We start from the raw sequence: 26,467 nt of genomic DNA on the forward strand, positions 1-26,467 counted from the left end.
CAAATAATTTTTATAGGAGAGGATGACAATAGGAAAAAGAACCAGTTTTATAAGTCTATTTCTCTTTAGTTTAGTAGCATGTTCACCATCTAGCACTACAATTGATAAGAAGAATGATGTCATTGTAAAGGGAGCAGGAATTCTCAATCTAGATAAATTTGAAAAGTTCGTTTTGAATGTCGAGCAAAGGGAAGTTGATAAAATAAGAATTGTACAGTATACCCTTGAAGGGGACCCGATTTTTCAAACGTTAGAGTATAGTGGGAACGATATATTTTATGTGTCAGATAATAGAAAAGACAAATTTGCTGGGAAGGATAAAGGGTTACATAAAGATAGTTGTAAAGGTATTGTTAAAGAGCAGCGCGAATCAGAAAGTACTTATCGGTTAATAGATTGTATGAATGAAGCTGGGCGCAATGGATATGACTTAGTATATGTACCTAAAAAAAAGAATTAGTAGAGGAAGGAGGTATTTACTCCTTCCTTTTTCTATGTGTATATTGTCGAAAACTTTACCGAATATCTGTTCGTTTTTTTAGTTTTTTTATAGGTATTCGTGGTAAAATAATAATACAGATTTTTATGAGGAGGTCGGATTTTCTTGGAACGTCAATTTGAAATTGTCTCAGCGTATTCCCCGCAAGGTGATCAGCCGGTAGCTATAGAGAAGCTTGTAGAGGGAATTAATAGTGGAAAGAAAAAGCAAGTGTTGCTTGGAGCGACAGGAACGGGTAAGACATTTACGATTTCAAATGTCATTAAAGAAGTGCAAAAGCCAACACTTGTTATGGCTCATAATAAAACGTTAGCAGGGCAGTTATATAGTGAGTTGAAAGACTTTTTCCCGAATAATGCAGTTGAATATTTTGTTAGTTACTACGATTATTATCAGCCAGAAGCGTATGTACCACAAACAGATACGTTTATTGAAAAAGATGCGCAGATTAATGATGAAATTGATAAATTGCGTCACTCGGCAACGTCTGCATTATTTGAACGGGACGATGTAATTATCGTTGCGAGTGTTTCGTGTATATATGGCTTAGGTTCTCCAGAAGAATACCGCGAGCTAGTTGTTTCGCTTCGAGTTGGTATGGAAAAAGACCGCAATCAATTGCTTCGTGAACTTGTTGATGTACAGTATGGACGTAATGATATTGATTTCAAGCGTGGTACATTCCGTGTACGCGGAGATGTAGTTGAAATCTTCCCGGCATCACTTGATGAGCATTGTATTCGAATTGAATTTTTCGGTGATGAAATCGATCGTATTCGTGAAGTAAATGCGTTAACAGGTGAAGTATTAGCAGAACGTGATCATGTAGCAATCTTCCCAGCATCTCACTTCGTTACACGTGAAGAGAAAATGAAGGTCGCTATTGAAAATATCGAAAAAGAATTAGAAGAGCGTTTAAAGGAGTTAAATGATAACGGTAAGTTGTTAGAAGCGCAGCGTATAGAGCAACGTACACGTTATGATTTAGAAATGATGCGCGAGATGGGCTTTTGTTCAGGTATTGAAAACTACTCCCGTCATTTAACACTTCGTCCAGCGGGGGCAACGCCGTATACGTTATTAGACTATTTCCCGAAAGATTTCTTAATCGTTATGGATGAGTCGCACGTATCAGTACCGCAAGTAAGAGCGATGTATAACGGTGACCAAGCACGTAAACAAGTGCTTGTGGATCATGGATTCCGTCTGCCATCAGCTTTAGATAATAGACCGCTCATGTTTGATGAGTTTGAGGAGAAAACGAATCAAGTTATTTACGTTTCAGCAACGCCAGGACCGTACGAGTTAGAGCAGTCACCAGAAGTAATAGAACAAATTATTCGTCCAACAGGGCTTTTAGATCCACCAATTGATATACGACCAATTGAAGGGCAAATTGACGATTTATTAGGAGAGATTCAAGATCGTATTGCAAAAAATGAACGTGTATTAATTACGACTTTAACGAAGAAAATGTCAGAGGATTTAACGGATTACTTAAAAGATGTAGGAATTAAAGTTAACTATCTTCACTCTGAAATTAAAACGTTAGAACGTATTGAAATTATCCGTGATCTTCGCCTCGGTAAATTTGATGTACTTGTCGGCATTAACTTATTGCGAGAAGGATTAGATATTCCGGAAGTATCACTTGTCGCTATTTTAGATGCTGATAAGGAAGGATTTTTGCGTTCAGAACGTTCATTAATTCAAACAATTGGTCGTGCCGCGCGTAATGAAAACGGCCGCGTTATTATGTATGCAGATCGTATAACGAAATCTATGGGAATTGCGATTGAAGAAACGAAGCGTCGTCGTAGTATACAAGAAGCTTACAATGAAGAGCATGGTATTACGCCGAAAACGATTCAAAAAGGCGTTCGTGATGTTATCCGTGCAACGACAGCTGCTGAAGAGACAGAAACATACGAAGCAACTCCTTCTAAGAAAATGACGAAAAAAGAGCGCGAAAAGACAATTGCGAAGATGGAAGCAGAGATGAAAGAAGCAGCAAAAGCGTTAGACTTCGAGCGTGCAGCTGAACTAAGAGATTTACTATTAGAATTAAAAGCGGAAGGGTGAAAAAAGTGAGTAAGAGCAAGGATTTTATCGTTGTAAAAGGTGCTAGAGCACATAACTTAAAAAATATTGATGTAACCATTCCGAGAAATCAGCTTGTCGTTGTAACGGGATTGTCTGGTTCGGGGAAATCATCATTAGCATTTGATACGATTTATGCAGAAGGGCAGCGCAGATACGTAGAATCATTATCTGCGTATGCGCGCCAGTTTTTAGGACAAATGGATAAGCCGGATGTGGACACGATTGAAGGATTGTCACCAGCGATTTCAATCGATCAAAAAACGACGAGTCGTAATCCACGTTCAACTGTCGGAACGGTAACGGAGATTTATGATTATTTACGTTTATTATTTGCGCGAATTGGTACGCCAATTTGTCCAAATCATGGGATTGAAATTACATCACAAACAGTAGAGCAGATGGTAGACCGTGTTCTTGAATATCCTGAACGTACGAAATTACAAGTGTTAGCTCCTATCGTGTCTGGGCGTAAAGGTGCACATGTGAAAGTACTTGAAGATATTAAGAAGCAAGGATATGTTCGTGTACGTGTTGATGGTGAAATGCTTGATGTATCTGAAGATATTACGTTAGATAAAAATAAGAAGCATTCCATTGAAGTTGTAATTGACCGTATTGTTGTAAAAGAAGGAATCGCAAGCCGTCTTGCTGATTCACTTGAAAGTGCATTAAAGCTTGGCGGAGGCCGAGTGTTAATTGATGTAATGGGAGAAGAGGAACTTCTATTTAGTGAACATCATGCTTGTCCGCATTGTGGTTTTTCAATCGGAGAATTAGAGCCGCGTATGTTCTCATTCAACAGTCCGTTCGGAGCATGTCCTTCTTGTGATGGACTTGGTTCAAAGCTAGAGGTAGATTTAGAGCTTGTTATCCCGAACTGGGATTTATCATTAAATGAACATGCAATTGCACCTTGGGAACCGACAAGTTCACAATATTACCCGCAACTTTTACAATCTGTATGTAATCACTACGGCGTTGATATGGATGTGCCTGTGAAAAATATACCGAAAGATTTATTTGATAAAGTGTTGTACGGAAGCGGGGAAGAGAAGGTTTATTTCCGCTATGTAAATGAATTTGGTCAAGTAAAGGAAAATGAGATTTTATTTGAAGGTGTTATTCCAAACATTGAACGTCGTTATCGTGAAACGAGCTCCGATTACATTCGTGAGCAAATGGAAAAGTATATGGCAGAACAAGCTTGTCCGAAGTGTAAAGGTGGACGCTTAAAGCCTGAGAGCTTAGCTGTATTTGTTGGCAATAAAACGATTGCTGACGTAACGAAGTATTCAGTTCAAGAAGTACAAGAATTCTTCTCGAATGTAGAGCTAACGGAGAAGCAACAAAAAATAGCTCATTTAATTTTAAGAGAAATTCAGGAGCGCGTTGGGTTCTTAGTGAACGTTGGTTTAGATTATTTAACGTTAAGTCGTGCCGCAGGAACTTTATCAGGTGGTGAGGCGCAGCGTATTCGTTTAGCGACGCAAATTGGTTCTCGTCTAACTGGCGTACTTTATATTCTTGATGAACCTTCAATTGGTTTACACCAGCGTGATAACGATCGTCTTATTCGTACATTGCAAGAAATGCGCGATTTAGGTAATACGTTAATTGTTGTTGAACATGATGAAGATACGATGATGGCTGCTGACTATTTACTTGATATAGGGCCTGGTGCAGGTATTCACGGTGGACAGGTCGTTTCAGCAGGGACGCCGGCTGAAGTGATGCAAGATGATAATTCATTAACAGGGAAGTATTTAAGCGGTAAAGAGTTTATTCCAGTTCCACTTGAAAGACGTAAAGGTGATGGACGTAAAGTAGAGATTGTCGGCGCAAAAGAGAATAACTTAAAGAATGCGAAAATGTCATTCCCGCTTGGTACGTTTGTAGCGGTAACAGGGGTATCTGGTTCTGGTAAAAGTACGATGATTAATGAAGTACTATATAAATCGCTAGCTCAAAAGTTATATAAAGCGAAAGCGAAGCCAGGTACTCATAAAGAGATTAAAGGTCTTGAACATTTAGATAAGGTAATTGATATTGATCAATCACCAATCGGTCGTACACCACGTTCTAATCCAGCGACGTATACAGGTGTATTCGATGATATTCGTGATGTGTTTGCACAAACGAATGAAGCGAAAGTGCGCGGATATCAAAAAGGACGTTTCAGCTTTAATGTAAAAGGTGGACGTTGTGAAGCGTGCCGTGGTGATGGAATTATTAAAATCGAAATGCACTTCTTACCAGACGTATACGTTCCGTGTGAAGTTTGTCATGGTAAACGTTACAACCGTGAAACGTTAGAAGTGAAATATAAAGATAAGAATATTTCTGAAGTGTTAGGGATGACAATTGAAGATGGAGTAGAGTTCTTCGCTAATATCCCAAAAATTAAGCGTAAACTTCAAACGCTTGTAGACGTTGGGCTTGGTTATATGAAATTAGGTCAACCAGCAACAACATTATCTGGTGGGGAAGCACAGCGTGTGAAATTAGCTTCTGAATTACACCGTCGCTCTACAGGACGTACGTTATACATTTTAGATGAACCAACGACTGGTTTGCATGCGCATGATATTGCACGTCTTCTAGAAGTGTTGCAACGTCTTGTTGAGAGCGGTGAGACGGTACTTGTAATTGAACATAATTTAGATGTAATTAAAACGGCTGATTATATCGTTGACCTTGGACCAGAGGGTGGAGATAAAGGTGGACAAATCGTTGCTTCCGGAACGCCAGAGCAAGTAGTGAAAGAAGAGCGTTCATATACAGGTAAATATTTAAAAGAGATTTTAAATCGTGATAAAGCAAGAATGAAAGAGAAGATAAAAGAAGTAGAGTTATCTCAATAAGTGTATTACGAAAAACCGAGTGGAAATGGCACTCGGTTTTTCGTTTATAGGGGGAGAAAATGGAATTTGTAGATGTTTTAAGAAAGAAAAATATGAAGGTAAGAGAGTTTCAAAATTGGGGTGTATATTTTCGGAAGCGCTGGGAGGATAACTTTGCAAATCATTTAAGTGATGAAGAAAAAGAAGACATTTTTCTTTATGGAGATAAGTATGGATGTGGTTATCTATGGCACATATTTAGTTATGAGAAAAAGAAGTGTTTAGAGGGGAAAGAAGCAAAGAACGCGTTTCATAATGAAGTGAAAAAGGAGTGCTACATTTTCTATCAACACTGTGATGAGGTACTGTTAATAAAGGATGCGAGTTTGTTACATATGGATGATATATTGTGTGAGAGGGACGATGCGTATAAAGGTGATATCTATATTGTAGATAAAGAGTTCACTTGGACTTTTGTAAAAACTCATGAACATAGATGGTGCGGCCCTTATTTTACTAAGAAATGTTAGTAGGTATACAAGCATGAAAGATAGAATAAGTTGATATAAGTGTTCGTATCATACTTGCGTTTATTATCTATTAGCGTATGATGAAATATATATGTTTAAAAGGATGTGTAACGAAATGAGATGGATTGTATCACTTCTTGTAAATAGCGTTGTGTTAATCGCTGTATCGGGACTTTTAAAAGGGATTGCACCAGATGCATTTTACGTAGCAAATATACAAACTGCAATTATTGCGAGTATTATATTGGCGGTTTTAAATGTGTTCGTAAAGCCATTTTTAATTTTAATTACGCTACCAATTACTGTTGTAACTTTCGGCTTCTTCTTAATTGTTATTAATGCGATTACGTTAAAAATAGCAGATTCATTATTAGGAGATGCTTTTAATATATCAGGATTTGGTGTAGCGATTGTTGCGGCAATTTGTATTTCAATTTTTAATATGATAATTGAAAAGGCAATTGTTGAGCCTCTATATGAAAAAAAGAGAAAGTGACAAAAAGAAAAACATTTCATTATTCGTATGAAATGTTTTTTTCTATTTATTAGAAACCGTATTTCTTGTTTTCAGAAAAAAATGGTACAATATCCGATAGAATGGAATTTTACATCAAACGAGACTGAACCCGCAGCGGAGTGGAGGTTTATACATATGCCGAAAGTAAGAACAAAAGATTTAATTGAACAATTTCAATTGGAGTTAATCAGTGGTGAAGAAGGCATTCATCGTCCGATTGATACAAGTGATTTATCACGACCTGGAATTGAAATGGCAGGATTTTTTACATACTATCCAGCAGATCGTGTGCAGCTTCTTGGTAAAACGGAGCTTACTTTCTTTGACACGTTAACGTCAGAGCAAAAACAAGAGAGAATGAAAGCGCTTTGTACTGAGGAGACGCCATGTATTATTGTAACTCGTAATCAAGATGTACCAGATGAGTTATTACAAGCATCACGTGAATCAGGTATGCCTTTATTACGTTCTTCTCAAACGACAACGAGATTATCAAGTCGTTTAACAAACTATTTAGAAGGTAAGTTAGCACCAACAACAGCTGTGCATGGTGTGTTAGTAGATATTTACGGCGTTGGTGTTTTAATTACAGGTCAAAGTGGTGTTGGTAAAAGTGAGACAGCTCTTGAGCTTGTAAAGCGTGGTCACCGTCTTGTTGCGGATGATAGTGTGGAAATTCGTCAAGAAGATGAAGACATGTTAGTCGGAAGTTCACCAGATTTAATCGAGCATTTATTAGAAATTCGTGGTCTAGGTATTATTAACGTTATGACGTTATTCGGTGCAGGGGCAGTACGAAATTATAAGCGCATTACACTTGTTATTAATCTTGAAATTTGGGATCAAAAGAAAAATTACGATCGCTTAGGTCTTGATGAAGAGAAGATGAAAATTATTGATACAGAACTTACGAAGATTACACTTCCAGTTCGTCCTGGTCGAAACTTGGCTGTTATTATTGAAGTAGCAGCGATGAACTTCCGTTTGAAACGTATGGGAGTCAATGCAGCACAGCAGTTCTCTGAACGATTAATGAGTGCAATTGAGTTAGGAAATCAGGAGTAAACTTTGGAGAGGGAGGTCATATACATATGCTGTTAGCTTCTGTACCACAGCTTGACCGTGTAGCTATCCAACTTGGGCCGTTTCCTGTGTATTGGTACGGGATTATTATCGGTACAGGTGTACTATTAGGTCTTTGGCTGGCAACTCGCGAGGGAGAAAGGCTAGGTATTCCAAAAGATACATTTGTTGACCTTGTATTAATTGCAGTACCGATCGCTATTCTTTTTGCGAGAATGTACTATGTTATTTTTGAATGGGAATATTACGCACAAAATCCGAGTCAAATTATTAATATTCGTCAAGGTGGTTTGGCGATTCATGGTGGTTTAATCGGGGCTGTTATTACAGGTGTTCTTTTTGCGAAACGACGCGGGGTTTCCTTCTGGAAGTTGGCAGATATTGCTGCACCAAGTATTTTACTAGGACAAGCAATTGGCCGATGGGGAAACTTTATGAACCAAGAGGCGCATGGTGATGAAGTAACGAGACAGTTTTTAGAAGGTCTTCATTTACCAGATTTCATTATTAATCAAATGTATATTGAGGGTGTGTACTATCATCCGACGTTTTTATATGAATCATTATGGAATTTTGCAGGCGTAATTTTACTACTTGCATTAAGAAAAGTGAATTTACGTCGCGGGGAGTTATTCTTCACATATTTAATTTGGTATTCAGTAGGACGCTTCTTCGTAGAAGGCTTACGTACAGATAGTTTAATGCTAGGACCACTTCGTATTGCACAAGTAATGTCAATTGGACTTGTTGTTATTTCTATTATTTTCATTATTGTGAGACGAAAAATGGGGCAAGCTGATAAAAGATATTTAGAAAATTAGAGACAAGTAGCATCTTATTATAAGATGCTGCTTCTTTCATATTCAGGAAGGCGAAAGGACTAAGGCGATGAGAATAAATACCGTGTTATTTGATTTAGATGGAACTTTAATTAATACAAATGAACTTATTATTTCTTCGTTTTTACATACTTTAAATACATATTATCCAAATCAATATAAGCGTGAAGATGTGTTGCCATTTATCGGTCCATCTTTGCAGGATACTTTCAGCAAGATTGATGAAAGTAAGGTTGAAGAGATGATTACTAGCTATCGGAAATTTAACCATGATCATCATGATGAATTAGTAGAAGAATATGAAACTGTATATGAAACAGTTCGAGAGTTGAAGAAGCAAGGTTATAAAGTTGGTATTGTTACAACGAAAGCGAGACAAACCGTTGAGATGGGATTACAGTTGTCAAAGCTTGATGAATTTTTTGATGTTGTCGTGACAATTGATGATGTAGAGCATGTGAAACCACATCCGGAGCCACTTCAAAAAGCGCTTGAATTATTAGATGCAAAACCAGAAGAGGCATTGATGGTTGGGGATAATCATCATGATATTGTCGGTGGTCAAAATGCGGGGACGAAAACAGCTGCGGTTTCATGGACGTTGAAAGGTAGAGCGTATTTAGAGGCTTACAAGCCGGACTTTATGCTAGATAAAATGAGTGATTTGCTACCGATTTTGTCTAATATGAACCGTTCATAAAGGTCCAAGTAAGTTAGTAGAGGAGCGAGCTAAGTGCGACGGACAACGCGCTATCCTGTTTCAGGAGAAAATTCGTTATGGAATGTGTATAAAACAGTGTTTTTTTGGAAGGTAATGAAAAACTTTATTATTATCCAAATTGCGCGTTACACGCCATTTTTATCCGTGAAAAATTGGTTGTACCGCACTTTTTTACGGATGAAAGTAGGAAAGAAAACATCATTTGCGCTTATGGTAATGCCGGATATTATGTTCCCAGAAAAGATAACTGTGGGAGAGAATTCGATTATTGGCTATAACACAACGCTTTTAGCACATGAATATTTAATTCGTGAATATCGACTTGGCGAAATCGTCATTGGAAATGAAGTAATGATTGGAGCGAATGTAACAATATTACCAGGTGTGAACATTGGAGACGGTGCGACTGTCTCAGCTGGCACACTTGTTCATAGAGATGTACCGAGCGGTGCTTTCGTAGGTGGAAATCCAATGCGTATTATTTATACGAAAGAGCAAATGACCGCAAGAGAAGGTTCATGGTGAAAATGTAACATTTCTCCTCTTTTTTTATGAATAAAAAGGAAATAATTGAGTATAATATACTGTTTTGTTTTTTACGGAATCGTTTATACTTATAGATAGAAGAATGTGTGAACGAAGAAAACAAAAAACTGGAGGATATATGGGGAAAAATCAAAGGATATATAAGGAGAACGGACAAGTTATCTCTTTTAATCAATTAGCGGACTTCTTTTATAAAAAAGGGATGAGAGCTTACAAAGGACAAAAATTGCAAGATTCAATTAAATATTTTCGAAGAGCGGCACAAAGTGAGAAGGAGCCGTTTATTTTATGTCAATTAGCATCAGTATTATCTGAGGCTGGTGAATATCAAGAATCGAATCAAATCTTCTTAAAGTTAGTTAGATCTAATCCAGAACTTGAACAGTGCTATTATTTTATTGCAAATAATTATGCATATATGGGGTTATTTCAACAGGCGAAGAAATATGCAGATCGCTATTTAGAAGTTGCAAAAGAGAAGGAATTCGTAGAAGATACATTAGAACTTCTTGAGATTATGGAAGAAGAAGCAATGGGTGCGGAAGAGATTGAAGATGAAGATGATTTAATTGTTATGCAGGAAGAAGCGAATCGCTATATTCGTAATGGACAATTGGAAGAAGCAATTGCTACATTAGAAATTGTTACGAAAGATTATCCGGAATTTTGGTCAGGTCATAATAATTTAGCCATTGCACATTTTCAATCTGGTAATGTAGACAAAGCACTGAAGTTAACAGAAATGATTTTAGAGAAAAATCCTGGCAATATACATGCGCTTTGTAATACGCTTATTTTTCTATATTCAATTGGAGAGCATAAACAAGTAGAGGCATTAGCGGGACAGCTAGTTTCGGTATATCCGATTTCATTTGAACATCGTTTGAAACTGGGAACTACACTCGCAACAATTGGTTATTTCGAGCATGCATATAAGTGGTTCAAACTATTAAAGCGTCAAGGATATGAGGGAGACGTTAGTTTTTATTATTGGTTTGCATATTCTGCGTATATGGTGAAAGACCAGCAACTAGCTGAAAAAATGTGGCAATATGTCGTGGAATTACATCCTGATAAAAAGGGAAAAGAACCGTGGAATGCGCTGAATTTAGCAGATGAAGGGCAAAATGTGTTATTTGAAGAATTACGAAAATCATTTCAGCAAAGTGCGACGCTAGAAGAACAAATGCTAGCTTTATATTTAATGAATGAATTGTCAACGCCGGAGAAGGTTGGATTCTTCTTTGATATAACGCAAGCGAAGAACGGTGTTCCCATCGTATCGCAACTTGCAAAGTACTTCTTTTTACTTAATAGTCATAAGAGTATTCCAGCTGATTTACAGCAATTTGAGCAGTGCGCGAGAATTGCGGATGCATTATACAATTATACGAAAAAAGATGATGAATTAATCGAAGAGTGTTTACACTTTTGGTTTTGTACGTTCATACGTTTATATACATCTGGAGACATATTTACAAATGTGTACGGCTGGTCAGCTGCGATTGAATACATTGTACGCGGCGAACAAGGAAATAAAATGACACAGTCGGAGCTTGGAGATGTATATAATGTATCTGTAGCGACTGTCCGAAAGTATGTGCAAGCTGTTAAGCGTACGCACACATAAGATAAGCAAATCATTGGGAAAAAAATGATGCTAACAGTATAATGAGGGTAACTTAATTGTGTAGGAATGGATAGGAGTGAATAGTGTGTCAGAAGAAAAAATTTATGATGTCGTTATTATTGGTGCAGGACCAGCTGGTATGACAGCTGCAGTATATACATCTCGTGCAAATTTAAGCACATTAATGCTTGAGCGAGGTATTCCAGGTGGCCAAATGGCAAACACGGAAGATGTAGAAAACTACCCAGGTTATGAGTCTATTTTAGGACCAGATTTATCAAATAAAATGTTTGAGCATGCGAAGAAATTTGGTGCTGAATATGCATACGGTGATGTGAAAAAAGTCATCGATGGTAAAGAATACAAAACAATTATTGCTGGTAAAAAAGAATATAAAGCACGTGCAATTATCGTTGCAAGCGGTGCAGAGTATAAAAAAATTGGTGTACCGGGTGAAACAGAACTTGGCGGCCGCGGTGTATCATATTGTGCAGTATGTGACGGAGCATTCTTTAAAGGAAAAGAGCTTATCGTAATTGGTGGCGGAGATTCTGCTGTTGAAGAGGGTGTGTTCTTAACACGCTTCGCATCAAAAGTAACGATCGTTCACCGTCGTGACACGCTTCGTGCACAGAAAATTTTACAAGACCGTGCTTTCCAAAACGAAAAAGTAGATTTCATTTGGAATCACACTATAAAAGAAATCAACGAAGCAAGTGGTAAAGTAGGAAGTGTAACACTTGTGGACGTAAATAGTGGAGAAGAGAAAGAAGTCAAAACTGACGGCGTATTTGTATACATCGGTATGTTACCTTTATCAAAACCATTTGTTGAACTAGGTATTACAAATGAAAATGGTTACCTTGAAACGAACGAGCGTATGGAAACGAAAATCCCTGGTATTTTCGCAGCTGGTGATGTTCGTGAAAAAATGCTTCGTCAAATTGTAACTGCAACAGGTGACGGTAGTATTGCAGCGCAAAGTGCACAACATTACGTAGAAGAATTATTAGAGGAATTAAAAACTGTATCAGAAAAATAAGGGATAATATACCTTGTGAGAAGAAAGCTACCGACAGGAGCTTTCTTCTTTTTTTGTGTGAAAATGTCAAAGTTTTGTCAAAAAATATAAGGATTATAAGCTTTCTTATTGATATACTGGACTTTACGGAAAAAATCACTATAAGAAATGAGGAATTTATTCAGTATGGAATGGCGTAATATATATCGTGGATTTTGTATGGGCGTTAGTGATTTAATTCCTGGTGTGAGCGGCGGTACAATCGCTGTTGTGTTAGGGATTTATGAACAATTGCTTGCGGCAATTAGTGGATTCTTTAGTCGTGAATGGAAAAAACATTTAGGATTTTTAATTCCCCTTGCAGCTGGTGTGGCAGCGGCATTTTTAACGTTAAGTCACGTTATTAAATATTTACTTGCAAATCATTATGAACCGACTCAATTTTTCTTCCTCGGTTTAATTATTAGTATATTACCGATGTTAATGAGGGAAGCTGATGCAAAGTCGTCGTTTAAAGGTAAGCACATCGTTTTATTAATAGTTGCAGCAATTCTTGTTGCGATTACAGCTTTCTTTAAACCAGATAAGGCAGCAGATCCAATTACGACTTTAACAATTTTAAATGCAATTGGTTTATTTTTCGCAGGATGGATGGCTAGTATGGCAATGCTGCTTCCTGGGATTAGTGGATCGTTTATTTTATTAATTATTGGTGTGTATCCAACAGCAATTAACGCTTTAACTACACTTAACTTACCTTTAATCGTGGTTATCGGTGCTGGTGTTATGGTTGGATTTGTTGTAAGTAGTAAAGGCATTAGTTTTTTATTAGATCGTTATAAAAGTATGACATTTGCGGCAATTATTGGACTTGTAATCGGTTCGATTGTAATTGTATTCCCTGGGATTCCGACTGGTGGATTTTCAATTATAAGTTCAATCATTACCTTTATTTTAGGATTTGCGATTGTTACTTATTTCGGTAAGAAATAAGTACTTTAATCCCCTTGGCGATAAAAAGCGTTAAGGGGATTTTTCATGCTATTCATTAAAAGTCTAAGCATTTACATTGCTTGTTATAGAAAGCTTTTTTAAAATTGCTGAGTAGCATATGCTTAGCGAAAGAGGACTGGCTCCTTCGTTGTAGCAAACTGTTTTTGATAGTATAATGAAAGAAGTATGCAGTGAGGAATTTTACTGCAAGTAGCTGAGGTGAAGAAACATGCAAAGAGTGACAAACTGTGTGTTAATTAGAGATAATGAAGTACTCTTACTCCAAAAACCTCGCCGGAATTGGTGGGTTGCACCAGGCGGGAAAATGGAGCGTGGTGAGACTGTAAGAGATTCCGTTGTTCGCGAATATCGCGAAGAAACAGGTATTTATTTGAAAAACCCAGCGTTAAAGGGGGTCTTCACCTTTGTCATCCAAGAAGGTGATAAAGTTGTTTCTGAATGGATGATGTTCTCCTTTTTAGCGACAGATTTTGCAGGAGAAAACAAACTAGAGAGCGAAGAAGGCATCATTGGTTGGCATACATTTGATAAAATTGATGATTTAGCAATGGCGCCAGGAGATTATCACATTATTGATTATTTAATTAAAGGAAATGGCATAATCTACGGTACATTTGTATATACCCCAGATTTTGAGTTGCTTTCATATCGATTAGATCCGAGTTAAACCGTCAAGGAGAGGATACGATGACAGAGAATAATGATATAAAAATGGTAATTATTACAGGGATGTCTGGAGCTGGAAAAACAGTAGCTTTACAAAGTTTTGAAGATTTAGGATATTTTTGTGTAGATAATTTACCACCGATGTTATTGCCAAAGTTTATTGAGCTTATGGCGGATTCAAAAGGGAAAATGAATAAAGTGGCACTTGGTATTGATTTACGTGGCCGAGAGTTTTTTGAACATTTATGGGGAGCACTTGATGATTTATCAGAACGTACATGGATTATTCCTCATATTTTATTTTTAGATGCGAAAGATAGTACGCTTGTAACTCGTTATAAAGAAACGAGACGTTCGCATCCACTTGCACCAACTGGTTTGCCGTTAAAGGGAATCGAAGCAGAGCGCAATTTATTAACAGATATGAAGGCACGAGCGAATATTGTGCTTGATACATCGGATTTAAAACCGAAAGAATTACGTGAAAAAATTGTTCACTTGTTCTCAACAGAAACTGAGCAAGCATTTCGTGTAAATGTTATGTCATTTGGATTTAAGTACGGTATTCCAATTGATGCAGATTTAGTATTTGATGTTCGTTTTTTACCAAATCCATATTACATTCCACACATGAAGCCATTAACAGGACTAGATGAAGAAGTTTCTTCGTATGTACTGAAATTTAATGAGACACATAAGTTTTTAGAGAAGTTGACGGATCTGATTACTTTCATGCTGCCTCATTATAAAAGAGAAGGCAAAAGTCAACTTGTAATTGCAATTGGATGTACAGGTGGACAGCATCGTTCTGTTACGCTTACAGAATACCTTGGGAAACATTTGAAACCAGAGTATAGTGTTCATGTATCTCATCGTGATGTGGAGAAGAGAAAGGGCCATTAAGGGATGAAAAAAGAGAGAAAACCTAAAATTGTCATCATGGGAGGCGGAACTGGACTCTCAGTTTTATTAAGAGGATTAAAGCAATATCCTGTTGATATTACAGCAGTTGTTACAATCGCTGATGATGGTGGCAGTTCGGGTCGATTACGTGATGAGCTAGAAATTCCACCTCCAGGTGACATCCGTAACGTACTTGTTGCGTTATCGGATGTAGAGCCACTGGTGGAAGCTTTATTTCAGCACCGTTTCACAACAGGAGACGGACTGAAAGGTCATGCGTTAGGAAATCTATTATTGGCAGGTATGACCTCGATTACAGGAGACTTTTTCCATGCAATTACAGAAACAAGTAAAGTATTAAATGTCAGAGGACGTGTATTACCAGCAGCGAATCAAAGTGCGGTACTTCATGCGGAACTTGAAGATGGGGAAATTGTAACAGGTGAATCAAAGATTCCTTATTACGGAAAGAAGATTAATCGTGTCTTTTTAACTCCAGAAGATGTAGAGCCATTGCATGAAACGTTGGCTGAGATTAAACGAGCTGATTTACTTGTTTTCGGTCCTGGCAGTTTGTATACGAGTATATTGCCCAATTTAGTTGTTAACAAAATTGGAGACGCTGTTCTTGCTGCAAAGGCGAAGAAGGTATATGTATGTAACGTTATGACACAAGCGGGTGAAACGATGGGATATACTGCTTTTGATCATGTGCAGGCGTTACACGATCATTTAGGGCAACCATTTATCAATACTGCAATTGTAAATAACCGTGAGATTCCTTGTGAATTACGTAAGTTATATGATGAAGAAATGTCTACACCAGTTGTAGTGGATGAAGAACGTTTTGTTGAAAATAATATTGATGTTATTCAAGAGGGATTAGCGAAGTATGATGATCATGTTGTAAGGCATGATACGTTAAAGTTAGCTTCGATTTTATATTCATTGTTATAAATATGCGTTGCCTCGTTTGAGGTAGCGCTCCTCATTCATATAGGACAAGAATTTTGTTCCGCAATAATCGTATAAGGAGGTGTTGACTGTGTCATTTGCATCAGAAACAAAGAAAGAGTTGACGAATCTTGAGATGAAGGAATGCTGTGAGAAAGCAGAATTATCAGCGCTACTTCGAATGAACGGGTCGCTTTCTTTTTCAAACCGTCGTCTATCTATCGATATTCAAACGGAAAATGCGGCAATTGCAAGAAGGATTTATACGCTTTTGAAAAAAGGATATGACGTGACGGTAGAATTACTTGTTCGTAAAAAAATGCGATTGAAGAAAAATAATGTATATATTGTGCGGCTTGTTGAGAAGTCTCGCGAAATATTAGCTGATCTTCATATTGTTCGAGATGACTTTTCATTTATTCGAAATATATCACAAGAATTGATTGAGAAGAAGTGTTGTAAACGATCGTATTTACGCGGAGCATTTTTAGCAGGTGGTTCAGTAAATAACCCAGAAACATCATCTTATCATTTAGAAATCTTTTCGTTATATAAGGAACATAATGATGCTATATGTGAACTGATGAACGGATTTGATTTAAATAGTAAGACGCTGGAGAGAAGAAAAGGGTACATTACGTATTTGAAAGAAGCAGAAAAAATCACAGAGTTTTTAAATATTATAGGTGCTCATAATGCACTTTTAAGATTTGAAGATATTCGAATCGTACGTGATATGCGTAATTCTGTAAATCGTTTAGTGAACTGCGAAACAGCTAATTTAAATAAAACAATTGGTGCAGCACTAAGGCAGATTGAAAATATTCGTTACATTGATGAGACAGTTGGTCTTGATATATTGCCGGATAAACTACAAGAGATTGCACAATTACGAAGAGATTATCAAGATGTAACATTGAAAGAGTTAGGTGAGATGGTATCCGGGGGGAAGATTAGTAAGTCGGGTATTAATCATCGTTTGCGTAAAATCGATGAAATTGCAGAGAAATTACGCGCGGGGGAAACGGTAGCAAAAAAATAAGAGGTTAAAGGGGAAATGGAGCTGTGGTTCAAAAAAGAGTTCAGGTTTCATTAAAAAACGGTTTACAAGCACGTCCGGCTGCGTTGTTTGTACAAGAGGCAAATCGCTTTCATGCAGATATCTTCATCGAGAAAGATGGAAAGACAGTAAATGCAAAGAGCATAATGGGGATTATGAGCTTAGCAATTGGAACTGGAAGCATGATAACAATTACAACAGAAGGTTCAGATGCAGAAGAGGCTTTAGAAGCATTAGCTGCATATGTACAATAAAAAGCTATCGCGTATATGCGATAGCTTTTTTGTTGTCTGTGCGAATTAGCGAGGAGGGGTATTTAAGGGGTACGTGCTTGTCGAGAATTGTCGGTAAGTCGATAAGTTATGTCGAAACGTCGATATATTAAAATAATCGCCGATATAATCGGAGTTGCGGTCGATATATTTGAAAAATCGCTGATATATTTAGAGAGATACTGGATGGGGTATGTGAGCGGGGAACAATATATAAAAGAAGCGCCCAATTATAGGGCGCTTCCACTTTTAGTTGTATCCAGCTCCAGCGACCTGCGATTCTAAACGAGCCGCTTTCGCTTTTAGTTATTAACGATTTGTAAAGATTTTATCGATTAAACCGTATTCTAAAGCTTTTTCTGCTGTCATGAAGTTGTCGCGGTCTGTGTCGCGTTGTAGTACTTCAAGTGGTTGACCAGTGCGGTCAGCAAGAATTTGGTTTAGTTTTTCACGTAAGAATAGGATACGTTTTGCAGCGATTTCGATTTCAGTTGCTTGACCTTGTGCTCCGCCAAGTGGTTGGTGAATCATTACTTCACTGTTTGGAAGTGCATAACGTTTTCCTTTTTCACCTGCTGCAAGTAAGAATGCACCCATAGATGCTGCCATACCGATACAGATTGTTGATACTTGTGGTTTAATAAACTGCATTGTATCATAGATTGCCATACCTGCTGTGATAGAACCACCAGGGCTGTTGATGTAGATGTGAATATCTTTTTCTGGATCTTGAGATTCCAAGAATAAAAGCTGGGAAACGATTGAGTTAGCTACGTTGTCATCAATTGCACTACCAAGCATAATGATGCGGTCTTTTAATAGTCGAGAGTAAATATCGTAAGCGCGTTCTCCACGATTTGTTTGTTCAATTACTGTAGGAATTAAATTCATCTGTTATTTCCTCCTTATAAAGCTTTCTTAGTCTTATAATACAATTATGGTCAATAAAGGTCAAACGAAACCACTTTAAATCAAAAAAATATGTAGTTGTACCATGAAATATTCGCTATGTTTTCGAAATTCCCTGCTTATGTATCTTCAACATCATAACCGAATTACATAAATTTAAACGTTATGAAAACTGGAGAAAAAAGAAAAGAACGCCTTTTAACTGAAGCGTTCTTTCGATAATTAGTCTTTTAAAAGATAGGTTACTTTATTTAAAATCTTTTCGATTTGTTTCGCGTTTTTACTATACATTTCGCTTGCTGATTTCGACTTTGTTTCTAAGGAAAATAGTTCAAGATCAGCATGACATTTTTTTAAAGATGCTAATAATAAAGGTTTGTTTTGAGGAGAAGGCATTTGGAGTTTGTCATTGTAAATGTCGATAGTAAGTTGTCCGTATGAATCCACTTGACCGAGGAAGACATTTTCAATAACAACACCGAGTTTTTCTAATTCTGAATGTAGCCAAGCGCGGTTATGTCCGCTTGCTGAAAGAGGTTCATCTAGTACATTTCCATCCATAATAACAGTTTGTGGTTCTTTCTCGTTTGGTACTTTTAAACCGATGTCTTTTGCTGTAAGTGGCTGGGAATCTTTCTTTAATAATACATTTAATTCTCCGCTCGGTTCTAAGACAGCAAATTCGACTTCAGCTACGCTGAACGCACTTTTTCCACGGAGAAGTTCCAGTAATTCGTCACTGGTATATTTTTCTTTCTTTAAGTTATCTTCGAGTATCTTTCCGTCTTTTATTAATACGGTAGATTTCCCTTCAAAGAAGTCCCGAGCTGTTTTGTTCTTTAAAGAGAGGATTCCTGTTAAAAAAGGTACCACAGCGAAAATGAGTATCGCAAAGACGCCGTGAAAAAATTTTGAATCGAGCCCTGTAGATACTTGGGCAGCGATGTCACCAATCGTCATTCCGGCTATGTATTCAAAAAAGGAAAGCTGAGAGATTTGTCTTTTCCCTAACCATTTCGTAATAGCGAATAAAATAATTAATATGAATACAGAGCGAAGAATGACAAGTGTCCATTCCGGCAGGTGAGACATAGTCGTTTCCTCCAGTCTACTTAAAACCCTTTATATTGAGGTTCTTCACGTTCTAATACTGAAATTCTATCCTTTAAATCAGCGATGACGCTGTCTATTTCTAACATACATTCATGAAATACGCGTTTTGATTCTTCGTCTTGTGAATTTAATGAAAGGGAGCTTAAACTTGCTTGAGCGCCCCTTACACTAGCAAGGCAAGTTTTTACGCTAGCGATAACAGTCATATAAACACCTCTTATCCTTTCGGTTTGAATAACAATGCTCCAATGAAGCCGAAAATAATAGCCGCTGATACACCGGCGCTCGTTACTTTAAACATGCCGGTAATAACGCCAACGATGCCATGTTTTGCAGCTTCTTCCATTGCGCCATGAACGAGGGCATTACCAAAGCTTGTAATAGGTACAGTTGCCCCGGCTCCAGCGAAATCAATTAATGGCTCATACAAATTAAATCCATCTAATATAGCTCCAGCAACAACGAGTGTTGCCATTGTATGAGCAGGTGTTAGTTTGCCGACATCAAACATAAGTTGGCCGATTACACATATGAGTCCGCCAATGACGAAAGCCCAGAAAAAAATCATTGCGTTGCACCTCCAAATTCAATCGAAACGGCGTGAGCGATACACGGAATCGTTTCTTCTTGTTGGAATGTAAGTGGAGATAGTAAAGCGCCTGTCGCAACGACAAGTATTTTTTTGAACTCTCCTCTTTTCATTCGGTTTAATAAATGACCGTATACGACAGTTGCGGAACATCCAGGCCCACTAGCACCAGCTATGACAGGTTGCCCTTCTCTATAAATGATAATTCCGCAATCTTGAAATTGTTCGCTCGTTACTTTCGTTCCGTGTTTATGTAGTAAGTCATAAGCAATTTCGCGTCCTACATGTCCAAGATCGCCTGTTACGATTAAATCGTAGTAAGAGGCATCAATTTGGCGTTCACGTAAATGGGCTTCAATTGTATCAACTGCAGCTGGAGCCATTGCGCCTCCCATATTAAACGGATCCGTTAATCCCATATCAACCACTCGGCCGATTGTTGCAGAGGTTACTCTTGGACCGTGTCCAGTATCGCTTAAAATAGCGGCTCCTGCTCCGGTTACTGTCCACTGTGCAGTAGGCGGCTTTTGTCCACCGTATTCGGTAGGGTAGCGGAACTGTTTTTCTACAGCTGTATTATGGCTTGAAGCTCCAGTTAATAAATATTTTGCACCTTTTGCATTTACGATACTTGCCCCAAGTGCTAAACCTTCCATAGAAGTAGAGCAAGCCCCGAATAATCCGAGATAAGGAGTCCCAAGTGTGCGGCAAGCAAAGCTTGTTGGAGTAATTTGATTAATTAAATCTCCTGCGAGTACGAATTGAATATCATCTTTACGAAGCTCTGCTTTTTCAGTAGCGCGACTACAAGCTTCTTCGAATAAAATCTTATGTGCTTTTTCATAGGAATCTTGTCCGAGCCATAAATCTTCATGAAGGATATCGAAGTCTTCTGGGATGTTCCCCTTTGCTTCAAATGGTCCACCGACAACCCCTGTTGAAATAATGACTGGTTTGTTTTCAAATACCCACGTTCGGTGTCCTTGTAACATTTATAGCCCTCCCCATTGAACGAGAATAGTTTTAATAAGTGCGATGACGAAAGCGGAAAATACACCAAATAAAATAACAGAACCAGCTAGTTTAAACATATTGCCGCCGACACCGAGTACAAAACCTTCCGTTCGGTGTTCAATACACGCGGAGATAACAGAGTTACCAAATCCAGTGACAGGTACAGCTGTTCCAGCGCCTGCAAACTGACCGAGACGATCGTATACACCGAATCCGGTTAGCAACATTGAGATAAAAATGAGAGTTGCGACTGTTGGATTTCCTGCTGAACGTTCGGTAAAATCGAAATACGTAATATAAAAAGTTGATATCAGTTGCCCGATTAGGCAGATAAAACCACCAACGAAAAAGGCCTTTAAACAATTTTTTAGAACAGGGCGTTTCGGTTCGCGTTCTTGCTCAAATTTTTTGTATTCCTGTTGTACAGGGGTTAAGTTTTTATCTTTACTTGACATTGCAATCCTTCCTTTTCTATTCGAAAGCGTTAAGTGTTAGATTCCATTTCTGATCCGATTAGCTTTAACTGTTTTTTGATCTCATCTTTAGATACTTCTTTTTTCTTAATTTTGTTTGCAAGCTTTTCGAGTAACATAAAGATTTTTTTATCTGTACTAACACGAACATCGAAAGTAGGATATTCATCACTTAGTTGCTTTTGAAGTTTCTTGCGCAAAGGTTTTAATCCAAACCTTTCATGATGCTCAGGTATAACCGCTATGTAGAGATCTAAATTTGAATTCACTGCTGCGCTTTTTATAATTTCATCCATAGCGAGGGCCTTTTTCTTAGCTCCTTGCGATATAGATTGATTAAAGGATTCTGTACTCATCTTTGTTAATTTTGGACCCTTTTCTTTTTCTGTTCGTTTTGTTTCTTCTTTCTTTACCTTTTTATCTAATGGGCTATGATCACAACCGGTAAAAGAACTAAATAGAAGTATAAATAACGCGGTTATAAGTCCAATCTTTCGCATAATCATCATTCCATTTCTATTGCAATATGTAATGTGATAGAAAAAGGATGACTGCATATCATCCTTTTTCTATTTCACAGCAAGACTGATTCGTTATTGCTGTGAGTATTGTGGTTCTTCTTGTTGGACTTCTTCAACACGTGGGTTTAAAGAATCGATAATCGTTTGTGTTTGCTGCGCAGCTGTTTGGAAAAGTTGCTTAGCTTGTTGGTTATCCGTATCAAGAGCGAATCCCTCTAAGCTAGCTTGTGCACTTTTTAATCCAGAAACAGTCTGCTTTAATTTTGTAATTACAGTCATTGAATGAAGCCCCCTTTGGAATATCAATTCAAAGATTATAATTTGTGAGTTGGGGAGAATTTATGATTGGAAAATTTAGGGGTGGAATGGATTTTATATGCTTTTAGCTAAGATGCATAAGGTATTACGGGGATATTTTTATTGATTTAGATGGATTTTATTGCTATTATTATGAGAAGAAAATGAAGTGTTTTCTATAATCATGCGCCCATAGCTCAGTCGGATAGAGCGGTGGTTTCCGGTACCACGTCTGCCGGGGGTTCGAATCCCTCTGGGCGCGTCAAAAAGTCCTAACTTACGTTTTGTAGGTTAGGACTTTTTTTATTTACCTCTTGTTATATCTAGTAATAAGATTTACTATTAGTACTTGATAATAATTTTTAATTTTATTATTTTCTTTCAATATTATTCAAATTTCGGTTGTAAGTTGTAAATCTCATTAATACATATAAATTAATAATATTTTGGAATGGGTGTCTGCGTGAGGATTCTCCTTTTACCAAACTTATTGTACAATAGAAACAAGGGGGAGATTAGTTTGAAGGCAAGTCTTTTACAAGAACAAAGCTTACGTTTGGCAATGACACAAGAGTTAAGGCAAGCGATTACAATGCTCCAGTATAATGTACAAGAATTATCGGAGTTTTTGTATGAGCAATCGTTAGAGAATCCCCTTATTGAGTTAGGTGGTTTTGAGAGGGAGAAGAAAAAGAGCTCTAACAACAGTAAAAGTACCAGCAAACAAGTCGAGAATCAGATGGAGATCTACAGTGTGGATTCTACAACGATTCAGCAACATTTATTAAATCAAATACAGTATTATAAAATAGATGAAGAAGAGCGAAAAGTAGCTTCTTTCATTATTATGAACATGGATGGAAATGGATATTTACAAGAAACGAATGAAGAGTTAGCAGAGCTCCTTTCTGCACATATTCATGTAGTCGACCGTTCTGTAGAGCTTGTCCAATCACTGGAGCCAGCAGGGGTAGGGGCGCGTAATATTCAGGAATGTTTAACCTTACAATTGAAGCGCTTACAAAGACGTAATGGATTAGCAGAAGAGGTTGTAGAAGATCATTTCGCTTATTTTGTGAAGAAAGATTGGCGAAAGCTCGTTCAAGTGTTGAAATGTAGTAATGAGGAATTGCAGAGTGCGGTAAATTGTATAACGTCATTACAACCAAAACCAGGTCTTGCGTTTTCTTCAGATAAACCACTTTACATTGTACCTGATATGGCGGTGAAAAAAGATGGCGATCGCCTCGTTTTACAAATGAATGAGAGAAATATGCCGAGAATTGAAATTCATTCTGAATATAGTGCGCTTCTTAATAATAGTGAAAGTGAAGTAGCATCTTACGTATCAGAAAAGTATCAGCATGTGCAGTGGATTATGCGCAGTTTGAAGCAGAGAAAACAGACATTGCTGCAAGTAATGACTATTATTATGGAAAAACAACGTGATTTCTTCTGGAAAGGTCCAGAGTATTTAAGACCTCTCGCTTTAAAAGAGGTAGCGGAAGAGTTAAGTGTGCATGAATCGACAATTAGTCGTGCGACGCGAAATAAATATGTGCAAACACCACACGGTTTATTTGAGATGAAATCGTTCTTTAGCAATGCCGTTTCGACGACTGAAGATGAAGCAGTTTCTACAAAACGTGTAAAACAATTTATTCAAATGCTAATTGGGGCAGAGGATAAGAAAAAGCCACTTTCAGATCAAAAGATTTCAAAATTATTAGAAGAAGAGCATGAAATTGTTATTTCTCGAAGAACAGTGGCGAAGTATAGAGAACAAATGCATATCCCAGCTTCGTCATTACGAAAAACGATCGGATAGGTGAAGAAGATGAAAGTTGTACTGTATACTAAAAAAGATTGTGGCCTTTGCGTGAAGGCAAAACAAGTTTTACAGGAAGTACAATGTGAATATTCTTTTCAAATCGAGGAAATAGATATATATGAAGATAATGACCTTTTAGAAAAATATCACTTAATGATTCCGGTTGTAGAAATGGACGGAAAACAAGTAGAATATGGTAACATTCACAAAGGTGTCATAATAAACTATATAAAGAATGCAGTTAAGAGTTGAATAAGTTTCTATCTCCTGTTACAATAATACACGTAGCAGGGATTATTTTTTTAACCTATGTGGGACACAAAATGTCACTACGGGACGTAAAGTGACCACGAGGGAAAATGAACCGATGTAGTGAGGAGAAAAGATATGCGCTCATGGATTCAGAACACAAAAAAATTATTACCTGATCTGCTACCTGTTATGCAAACGAGAATGCAAATTCTTCAATACATTAGGCTCATGCAGCCGATTGGAAGAAGAAACTTATCAGCAAGTCTCGGTATGACAGAACGAGTATTGCGAAGTGAAGTTCAAGTTTTGAAAGAACAAAACTTAGTTCACGTCGCTTCTTCTGGAATGACTTTGACAGAAGAAGGAACAGCTTTAGTTCTTGCTTTGGAAGACTTTATGAAAGAAATTTCCGGGTTAAAGGTTTTAGAAAAGCAACTTAAGGAAACATTAGACTTGGATGAAGTTTTCGTTGTCCCTGGTGATAGTGATGAATCACCTTGGGTCAAACTGGAGATGGGCCGTGCTTGTGTGACTTGTATAAAAGACCGTCTGACAGCGAATAATATCGTTGCTGTGGCTGGAGGAACTACGCTAGCTGCTGCTGCGGACATGATGCAACTTGATTGCAAAGATTTACATATGCTGTTTGTCCCAGCACGTGGTGGAATTGGAGAAGGTGTTGAATTAGAAGCCAATACCATTTGTGCCAAGATGGCGCAAAATACGATGAGTAATTATCGCTTATTGTATGTTCCAGACCATGTTAGTAGCGAAGCATATGCGTCTATTGTGACAGAGCCTTCCGTGAAAGAAGTTCTTGAGTTGATTCGATCTTCCAATATCGTCATTCATGGAATAGGTGATGCGTTAACAATGGCACGTCGCAGAAGTACTTCAGAAGCAGATTGGTTAAAGATTCAGGCAAGCGAAGCAGTTGGCGAAGCTTTCGGTTACTACTTTAATGAAGAAGGAAATGTTGTTCATAAAGTAAGAACAGTTGGTATGCAACTAGAGGACTTACAAAATGTATCTCATGTTGTTGCAGTCGCTGGAGGTTCTTCAAAGGCAAAAGCAATACAGGCTGTAATTAAACAAGGGCACACTTCAATTCTAATTACAGATGAAGGTGCAGCAAAACAGTTAACAAAGGGTTTTACCCTTTAATATAATCCCCCAAGGAGGAAATTCAAATGACTAAAATTGGTATTAATGGATTTGGACGTATCGGACGTAACGTATTCCGCGCAGCTCTTAACAACTCTGAGGTAGAAGTAGTAGCAATCAACGACTTAACAGATGCTAAAACATTAGCTCACCTTTTAAAATATGACACAGTTCACGGAACTTTAAATGCAGAAGTATCTGCTAACGAAAACAGCATCGTTGTTAACGGTAAAGAAATTAAAGTTATCGCTGAGCGTGACCCAGCTCAATTACCATGGAGCGACTACGGAGTAGAAGTAGTAGTAGAATCTACTGGCCGTTTCACTAAAAAATCAGATGCTGAGAAACACTTAGGTGGATCAGTTAAGAAAGTTATCATCTCAGCTCCAGCTTCTGACGAAGATATCACTGTAGTTATGGGTGTTAACCACGAACAATACGATGCAGCTAACCACAACGTAGTATCTAACGCTTCTTGTACTACAAACTGTCTAGCTCCATTCGCTAAAGTATTAAACGAAAAATTCGGCGTAAAACGCGGAATGATGACAACAATTCACTCTTACACTAACGACCAACAAATCTTAGACTTACCACACAAAGATTTACGTCGTGCTCGTGCAGCAGCTGAAAACATGATCCCAACATCTACTGGTGCAGCTAAAGCTGTAGCATTAGTATTACCAGAACTTAAAGGTAAATTAAACGGTGGCGCTGTACGTGTTCCAACTGCTAACGTTTCTCTAGTTGACTTAGTTGTTGAACTTGACAAAGAAGTAACAGTTGAAGAAGTAAATGCAGCATTCAAAGCAGCAGCTGAAGGCGAATTAAAAGGTATCCTTGGATACAGCGAAGAGCCATTAGTATCTATCGACTATAACGGATGTACAGCTTCTTCTACAATCGATGCATTATCTACAATGGTAATGGAAGGTAACATGGTTAAAGTACTTTCTTGGTACGATAACGAAACTGGTTACTCTAACCGCGTAGTAGACCTAGCAGCTTACATGACTTCAAAAGGTCTTTAATTCTTAATTATATAAGTTATCAATGACAAAACGAGGGAGAGGGTTTGTTCCCTCTCTCTCTTCTTTCGTTTTAAA

29 protein-coding genes and 1 tRNA gene are annotated in these 26,467 nt (G+C 37.7%); 22 read left to right on the forward strand and 8 right to left on the reverse strand.

Features of this window, described 5'->3' with window-relative positions:
- The first annotated feature begins 22 nt into the window (after nucleotides 1-22).
- The 17 genes from B9A45_RS03480 to B9A45_RS03560 all read left to right on the forward strand — a co-directional run bounded on the left by B9A45_RS03480 (nucleotide 23) and on the right by B9A45_RS03560 (nucleotide 17,180).
- On the forward strand, nucleotides 23-460 hold the full coding sequence (locus B9A45_RS03480) for a DUF4362 domain-containing protein (RefSeq protein ID WP_016110955.1): 438 nt from the start codon (nucleotides 23-25) through the stop codon (nucleotides 458-460).
- A gap of 144 nt (nucleotides 461-604) precedes the next feature.
- Nucleotides 605-2,581, forward strand: coding sequence for an excinuclease ABC subunit B (uvrB, locus tag B9A45_RS03485; RefSeq protein ID WP_000441055.1), 1,977 nt, complete (start codon nucleotides 605-607; stop codon nucleotides 2,579-2,581).
- Nucleotides 2,582-2,586: 5 nt separating this feature from the next.
- On the forward strand, nucleotides 2,587-5,463 hold the full coding sequence (gene uvrA / locus B9A45_RS03490; RefSeq protein WP_000045583.1) for an excinuclease ABC subunit UvrA: 2,877 nt from the start codon (nucleotides 2,587-2,589) through the stop codon (nucleotides 5,461-5,463).
- Nucleotides 5,464-5,522: 59 nt separating this feature from the next.
- Nucleotides 5,523-5,972, forward strand: a complete 450-nt coding sequence (locus B9A45_RS03495; RefSeq protein ID WP_058839388.1) for a DUF4275 family protein — start codon at nucleotides 5,523-5,525, stop codon at nucleotides 5,970-5,972.
- Nucleotides 5,973-6,087: 115 nt separating this feature from the next.
- Nucleotides 6,088-6,468, forward strand: coding sequence for a phage holin family protein (locus tag B9A45_RS03500; protein WP_001267308.1), 381 nt, complete (start codon nucleotides 6,088-6,090; stop codon nucleotides 6,466-6,468).
- A 156-nt stretch (nucleotides 6,469-6,624) separates the two neighbouring features.
- The gene (gene hprK, locus B9A45_RS03505; protein ID WP_001127250.1) at nucleotides 6,625-7,554 is read left to right on the forward strand and encodes an HPr(Ser) kinase/phosphatase; all 930 of its coding nucleotides are present in this window, start codon (nucleotides 6,625-6,627) and stop codon (nucleotides 7,552-7,554) included.
- Between the two features lie 26 nt (nucleotides 7,555-7,580).
- Nucleotides 7,581-8,393, forward strand: coding sequence for a prolipoprotein diacylglyceryl transferase (lgt, locus tag B9A45_RS03510; RefSeq protein WP_000922850.1), 813 nt, complete (start codon nucleotides 7,581-7,583; stop codon nucleotides 8,391-8,393).
- 67 nt (nucleotides 8,394-8,460) lie between these two features.
- A complete protein-coding gene (ppaX, locus tag B9A45_RS03515) occupies nucleotides 8,461-9,111 on the forward strand; it encodes a pyrophosphatase PpaX (RefSeq protein ID WP_084063865.1) in 651 nt (216 codons plus the stop codon).
- A gap of 33 nt (nucleotides 9,112-9,144) precedes the next feature.
- On the forward strand, nucleotides 9,145-9,657 hold the full coding sequence (locus B9A45_RS03520; RefSeq protein ID WP_084063866.1) for an acyltransferase: 513 nt from the start codon (nucleotides 9,145-9,147) through the stop codon (nucleotides 9,655-9,657).
- A 139-nt stretch (nucleotides 9,658-9,796) separates the two neighbouring features.
- Entirely contained in the window at nucleotides 9,797-11,308 is a 1,512-nt protein-coding gene (locus B9A45_RS03525) for a tetratricopeptide repeat protein (RefSeq protein WP_084063867.1), read from the forward strand.
- A gap of 85 nt (nucleotides 11,309-11,393) precedes the next feature.
- On the forward strand, nucleotides 11,394-12,350 hold the full coding sequence (gene trxB / locus B9A45_RS03530; RefSeq protein WP_001288079.1) for a thioredoxin-disulfide reductase: 957 nt from the start codon (nucleotides 11,394-11,396) through the stop codon (nucleotides 12,348-12,350).
- 165 nt (nucleotides 12,351-12,515) lie between these two features.
- Nucleotides 12,516-13,322 carry a DUF368 domain-containing protein gene (locus tag B9A45_RS03535; protein ID WP_000455196.1) on the forward strand — a complete coding sequence of 269 codons (807 nt, stop codon included), beginning with the start codon at nucleotides 12,516-12,518 and terminating at the stop codon, nucleotides 13,320-13,322.
- 229 nt (nucleotides 13,323-13,551) lie between these two features.
- Nucleotides 13,552-14,010, forward strand: coding sequence for an NUDIX hydrolase (locus tag B9A45_RS03540; protein WP_001190080.1), 459 nt, complete (start codon nucleotides 13,552-13,554; stop codon nucleotides 14,008-14,010).
- A gap of 20 nt (nucleotides 14,011-14,030) precedes the next feature.
- The gene (gene rapZ, locus B9A45_RS03545; protein WP_000138459.1) at nucleotides 14,031-14,912 is read left to right on the forward strand and encodes an RNase adapter RapZ; all 882 of its coding nucleotides are present in this window, start codon (nucleotides 14,031-14,033) and stop codon (nucleotides 14,910-14,912) included.
- Nucleotides 14,913-14,915: 3 nt separating this feature from the next.
- Nucleotides 14,916-15,869, forward strand: coding sequence for a gluconeogenesis factor YvcK family protein (locus tag B9A45_RS03550; protein ID WP_000712186.1), 954 nt, complete (start codon nucleotides 14,916-14,918; stop codon nucleotides 15,867-15,869).
- An 88-nt stretch (nucleotides 15,870-15,957) separates the two neighbouring features.
- Entirely contained in the window at nucleotides 15,958-16,908 is a 951-nt protein-coding gene (gene whiA / locus B9A45_RS03555; protein ID WP_000006560.1) for a DNA-binding protein WhiA, read from the forward strand.
- A gap of 23 nt (nucleotides 16,909-16,931) precedes the next feature.
- Complete coding sequence (locus B9A45_RS03560) at nucleotides 16,932-17,180, forward strand: HPr family phosphocarrier protein (RefSeq protein WP_000250307.1); 249 nt, start codon at nucleotides 16,932-16,934, stop codon at nucleotides 17,178-17,180.
- 327 nt (nucleotides 17,181-17,507) lie between these two features.
- Here the strand turns inward: B9A45_RS03560 and clpP are convergent, their stop codons facing one another.
- The 8 genes from clpP to B9A45_RS03605 form a co-directional block, all read right to left on the reverse strand.
- On the reverse strand, nucleotides 17,508-18,089 hold the full coding sequence (clpP, locus tag B9A45_RS03570) for an ATP-dependent Clp endopeptidase proteolytic subunit ClpP (RefSeq protein ID WP_001049162.1): 582 nt from the start codon (nucleotides 18,087-18,089) through the stop codon (nucleotides 17,508-17,510).
- A 240-nt stretch (nucleotides 18,090-18,329) separates the two neighbouring features.
- Complete coding sequence (locus tag B9A45_RS03575; RefSeq protein WP_000018924.1) at nucleotides 18,330-19,199, reverse strand: DUF421 domain-containing protein; 870 nt, start codon at nucleotides 19,197-19,199, stop codon at nucleotides 18,330-18,332.
- Nucleotides 19,200-19,219: 20 nt separating this feature from the next.
- Nucleotides 19,220-19,426: a DUF1657 domain-containing protein gene (locus B9A45_RS03580; RefSeq protein WP_084063868.1), complete on the reverse strand. Its 207-nt coding sequence runs from the start codon at nucleotides 19,424-19,426 to the stop codon at nucleotides 19,220-19,222.
- 11 nt (nucleotides 19,427-19,437) lie between these two features.
- Nucleotides 19,438-19,788 carry a stage V sporulation protein AE gene (spoVAE, locus tag B9A45_RS03585; RefSeq protein WP_000575919.1) on the reverse strand — a complete coding sequence of 117 codons (351 nt, stop codon included), beginning with the start codon at nucleotides 19,786-19,788 and terminating at the stop codon, nucleotides 19,438-19,440.
- A complete protein-coding gene (gene spoVAD / locus B9A45_RS03590; protein ID WP_000938972.1) occupies nucleotides 19,785-20,801 on the reverse strand; it encodes a stage V sporulation protein AD in 1,017 nt (338 codons plus the stop codon). The genes spoVAE and spoVAD overlap by 4 nt, the downstream gene beginning before the upstream one ends.
- The gene (gene spoVAC / locus B9A45_RS03595; RefSeq protein ID WP_000095408.1) at nucleotides 20,802-21,278 is read right to left on the reverse strand and encodes a stage V sporulation protein AC; all 477 of its coding nucleotides are present in this window, start codon (nucleotides 21,276-21,278) and stop codon (nucleotides 20,802-20,804) included. It abuts the gene before it with no gap.
- A gap of 29 nt (nucleotides 21,279-21,307) precedes the next feature.
- A complete protein-coding gene (locus B9A45_RS03600; RefSeq protein ID WP_001226064.1) occupies nucleotides 21,308-21,796 on the reverse strand; it encodes a YhcN/YlaJ family sporulation lipoprotein in 489 nt (162 codons plus the stop codon).
- Nucleotides 21,797-21,889: 93 nt separating this feature from the next.
- Nucleotides 21,890-22,096 carry a DUF1657 domain-containing protein gene (locus tag B9A45_RS03605; protein ID WP_000216166.1) on the reverse strand — a complete coding sequence of 69 codons (207 nt, stop codon included), beginning with the start codon at nucleotides 22,094-22,096 and terminating at the stop codon, nucleotides 21,890-21,892.
- Nucleotides 22,097-22,300: 204 nt separating this feature from the next.
- On the opposite strand from B9A45_RS03605, the gene B9A45_RS03610 reads away from it, so the two are divergent.
- The 5 genes from B9A45_RS03610 to gap all read left to right on the forward strand — a co-directional run bounded on the left by B9A45_RS03610 (nucleotide 22,301) and on the right by gap (nucleotide 26,392).
- Nucleotides 22,301-22,376: transfer RNA gene (locus B9A45_RS03610), tRNA-Arg, on the forward strand.
- A gap of 258 nt (nucleotides 22,377-22,634) precedes the next feature.
- On the forward strand, nucleotides 22,635-23,942 hold the full coding sequence (gene rpoN / locus B9A45_RS03615; protein WP_084063869.1) for an RNA polymerase factor sigma-54: 1,308 nt from the start codon (nucleotides 22,635-22,637) through the stop codon (nucleotides 23,940-23,942).
- Nucleotides 23,943-23,951: 9 nt separating this feature from the next.
- Nucleotides 23,952-24,197 (forward strand): glutaredoxin family protein, encoded by a 246-nt coding sequence (locus B9A45_RS03620; protein WP_000869730.1) that lies wholly within the window; start codon nucleotides 23,952-23,954, stop codon nucleotides 24,195-24,197.
- 135 nt (nucleotides 24,198-24,332) lie between these two features.
- Nucleotides 24,333-25,361, forward strand: a complete 1,029-nt coding sequence (cggR, locus tag B9A45_RS03625) for a gapA transcriptional regulator CggR (RefSeq protein WP_001258185.1) — start codon at nucleotides 24,333-24,335, stop codon at nucleotides 25,359-25,361.
- A 26-nt stretch (nucleotides 25,362-25,387) separates the two neighbouring features.
- Nucleotides 25,388-26,392, forward strand: coding sequence for a type I glyceraldehyde-3-phosphate dehydrogenase (gap, locus tag B9A45_RS03630; protein WP_000161236.1), 1,005 nt, complete (start codon nucleotides 25,388-25,390; stop codon nucleotides 26,390-26,392).
- Nucleotides 26,393-26,467: the final 75 nt, after the last annotated feature.

The sequence above is a fragment of the Bacillus sp. JKS001846 genome (assembly GCF_900176455.1).
GTDB classification, from domain to species: Bacteria; Bacillota; Bacilli; order Bacillales; family Bacillaceae_G; genus Bacillus_A; species Bacillus_A cereus.

Bases quoted from the DNA above. Each gene is read 5' to 3' on its own strand.
- B9A45_RS03480 (WP_016110955.1), top strand. From the start codon at position 23: ATGACAATAGGAAAAAGAACCAGTTTTATAAGTCTATTTCTCTTTAGT.
- B9A45_RS03495 (WP_058839388.1), top strand. From the start codon at position 5,523: ATGGAATTTGTAGATGTTTTAAGAAAGAAAAATATGAAGGTAAGAGAG.
- B9A45_RS03500 (WP_001267308.1), top strand. From the start codon at position 6,088: ATGAGATGGATTGTATCACTTCTTGTAAATAGCGTTGTGTTAATCGCT.
- hprK (WP_001127250.1), top strand. From the start codon at position 6,625: ATGCCGAAAGTAAGAACAAAAGATTTAATTGAACAATTTCAATTGGAG.
- lgt (WP_000922850.1), top strand. From the start codon at position 7,581: ATGCTGTTAGCTTCTGTACCACAGCTTGACCGTGTAGCTATCCAACTT.
- ppaX (WP_084063865.1), top strand. From the start codon at position 8,461: ATGAGAATAAATACCGTGTTATTTGATTTAGATGGAACTTTAATTAAT.
- B9A45_RS03525 (WP_084063867.1), top strand. From the start codon at position 9,797: ATGGGGAAAAATCAAAGGATATATAAGGAGAACGGACAAGTTATCTCT.
- B9A45_RS03535 (WP_000455196.1), top strand. From the start codon at position 12,516: ATGGAATGGCGTAATATATATCGTGGATTTTGTATGGGCGTTAGTGAT.
- B9A45_RS03540 (WP_001190080.1), top strand. From the start codon at position 13,552: ATGCAAAGAGTGACAAACTGTGTGTTAATTAGAGATAATGAAGTACTC.
- rapZ (WP_000138459.1), top strand. From the start codon at position 14,031: ATGACAGAGAATAATGATATAAAAATGGTAATTATTACAGGGATGTCT.
- B9A45_RS03550 (WP_000712186.1), top strand. From the start codon at position 14,916: ATGAAAAAAGAGAGAAAACCTAAAATTGTCATCATGGGAGGCGGAACT.
- clpP (WP_001049162.1), bottom strand. From the start codon at position 18,089: ATGAATTTAATTCCTACAGTAATTGAACAAACAAATCGTGGAGAACGC.
- B9A45_RS03575 (WP_000018924.1), bottom strand. From the start codon at position 19,199: ATGTCTCACCTGCCGGAATGGACACTTGTCATTCTTCGCTCTGTATTC.
- B9A45_RS03580 (WP_084063868.1), bottom strand. From the start codon at position 19,426: ATGACTGTTATCGCTAGCGTAAAAACTTGCCTTGCTAGTGTAAGGGGC.
- spoVAE (WP_000575919.1), bottom strand. From the start codon at position 19,788: ATGATTTTTTTCTGGGCTTTCGTCATTGGCGGACTCATATGTGTAATC.
- spoVAD (WP_000938972.1), bottom strand. From the start codon at position 20,801: ATGTTACAAGGACACCGAACGTGGGTATTTGAAAACAAACCAGTCATT.
- spoVAC (WP_000095408.1), bottom strand. From the start codon at position 21,278: ATGTCAAGTAAAGATAAAAACTTAACCCCTGTACAACAGGAATACAAA.
- B9A45_RS03600 (WP_001226064.1), bottom strand. From the start codon at position 21,796: ATGCGAAAGATTGGACTTATAACCGCGTTATTTATACTTCTATTTAGT.
- B9A45_RS03605 (WP_000216166.1), bottom strand. From the start codon at position 22,096: ATGACTGTAATTACAAAATTAAAGCAGACTGTTTCTGGATTAAAAAGT.
- B9A45_RS03620 (WP_000869730.1), top strand. From the start codon at position 23,952: ATGAAAGTTGTACTGTATACTAAAAAAGATTGTGGCCTTTGCGTGAAG.
- cggR (WP_001258185.1), top strand. From the start codon at position 24,333: ATGCGCTCATGGATTCAGAACACAAAAAAATTATTACCTGATCTGCTA.
- gap (WP_000161236.1), top strand. From the start codon at position 25,388: ATGACTAAAATTGGTATTAATGGATTTGGACGTATCGGACGTAACGTA.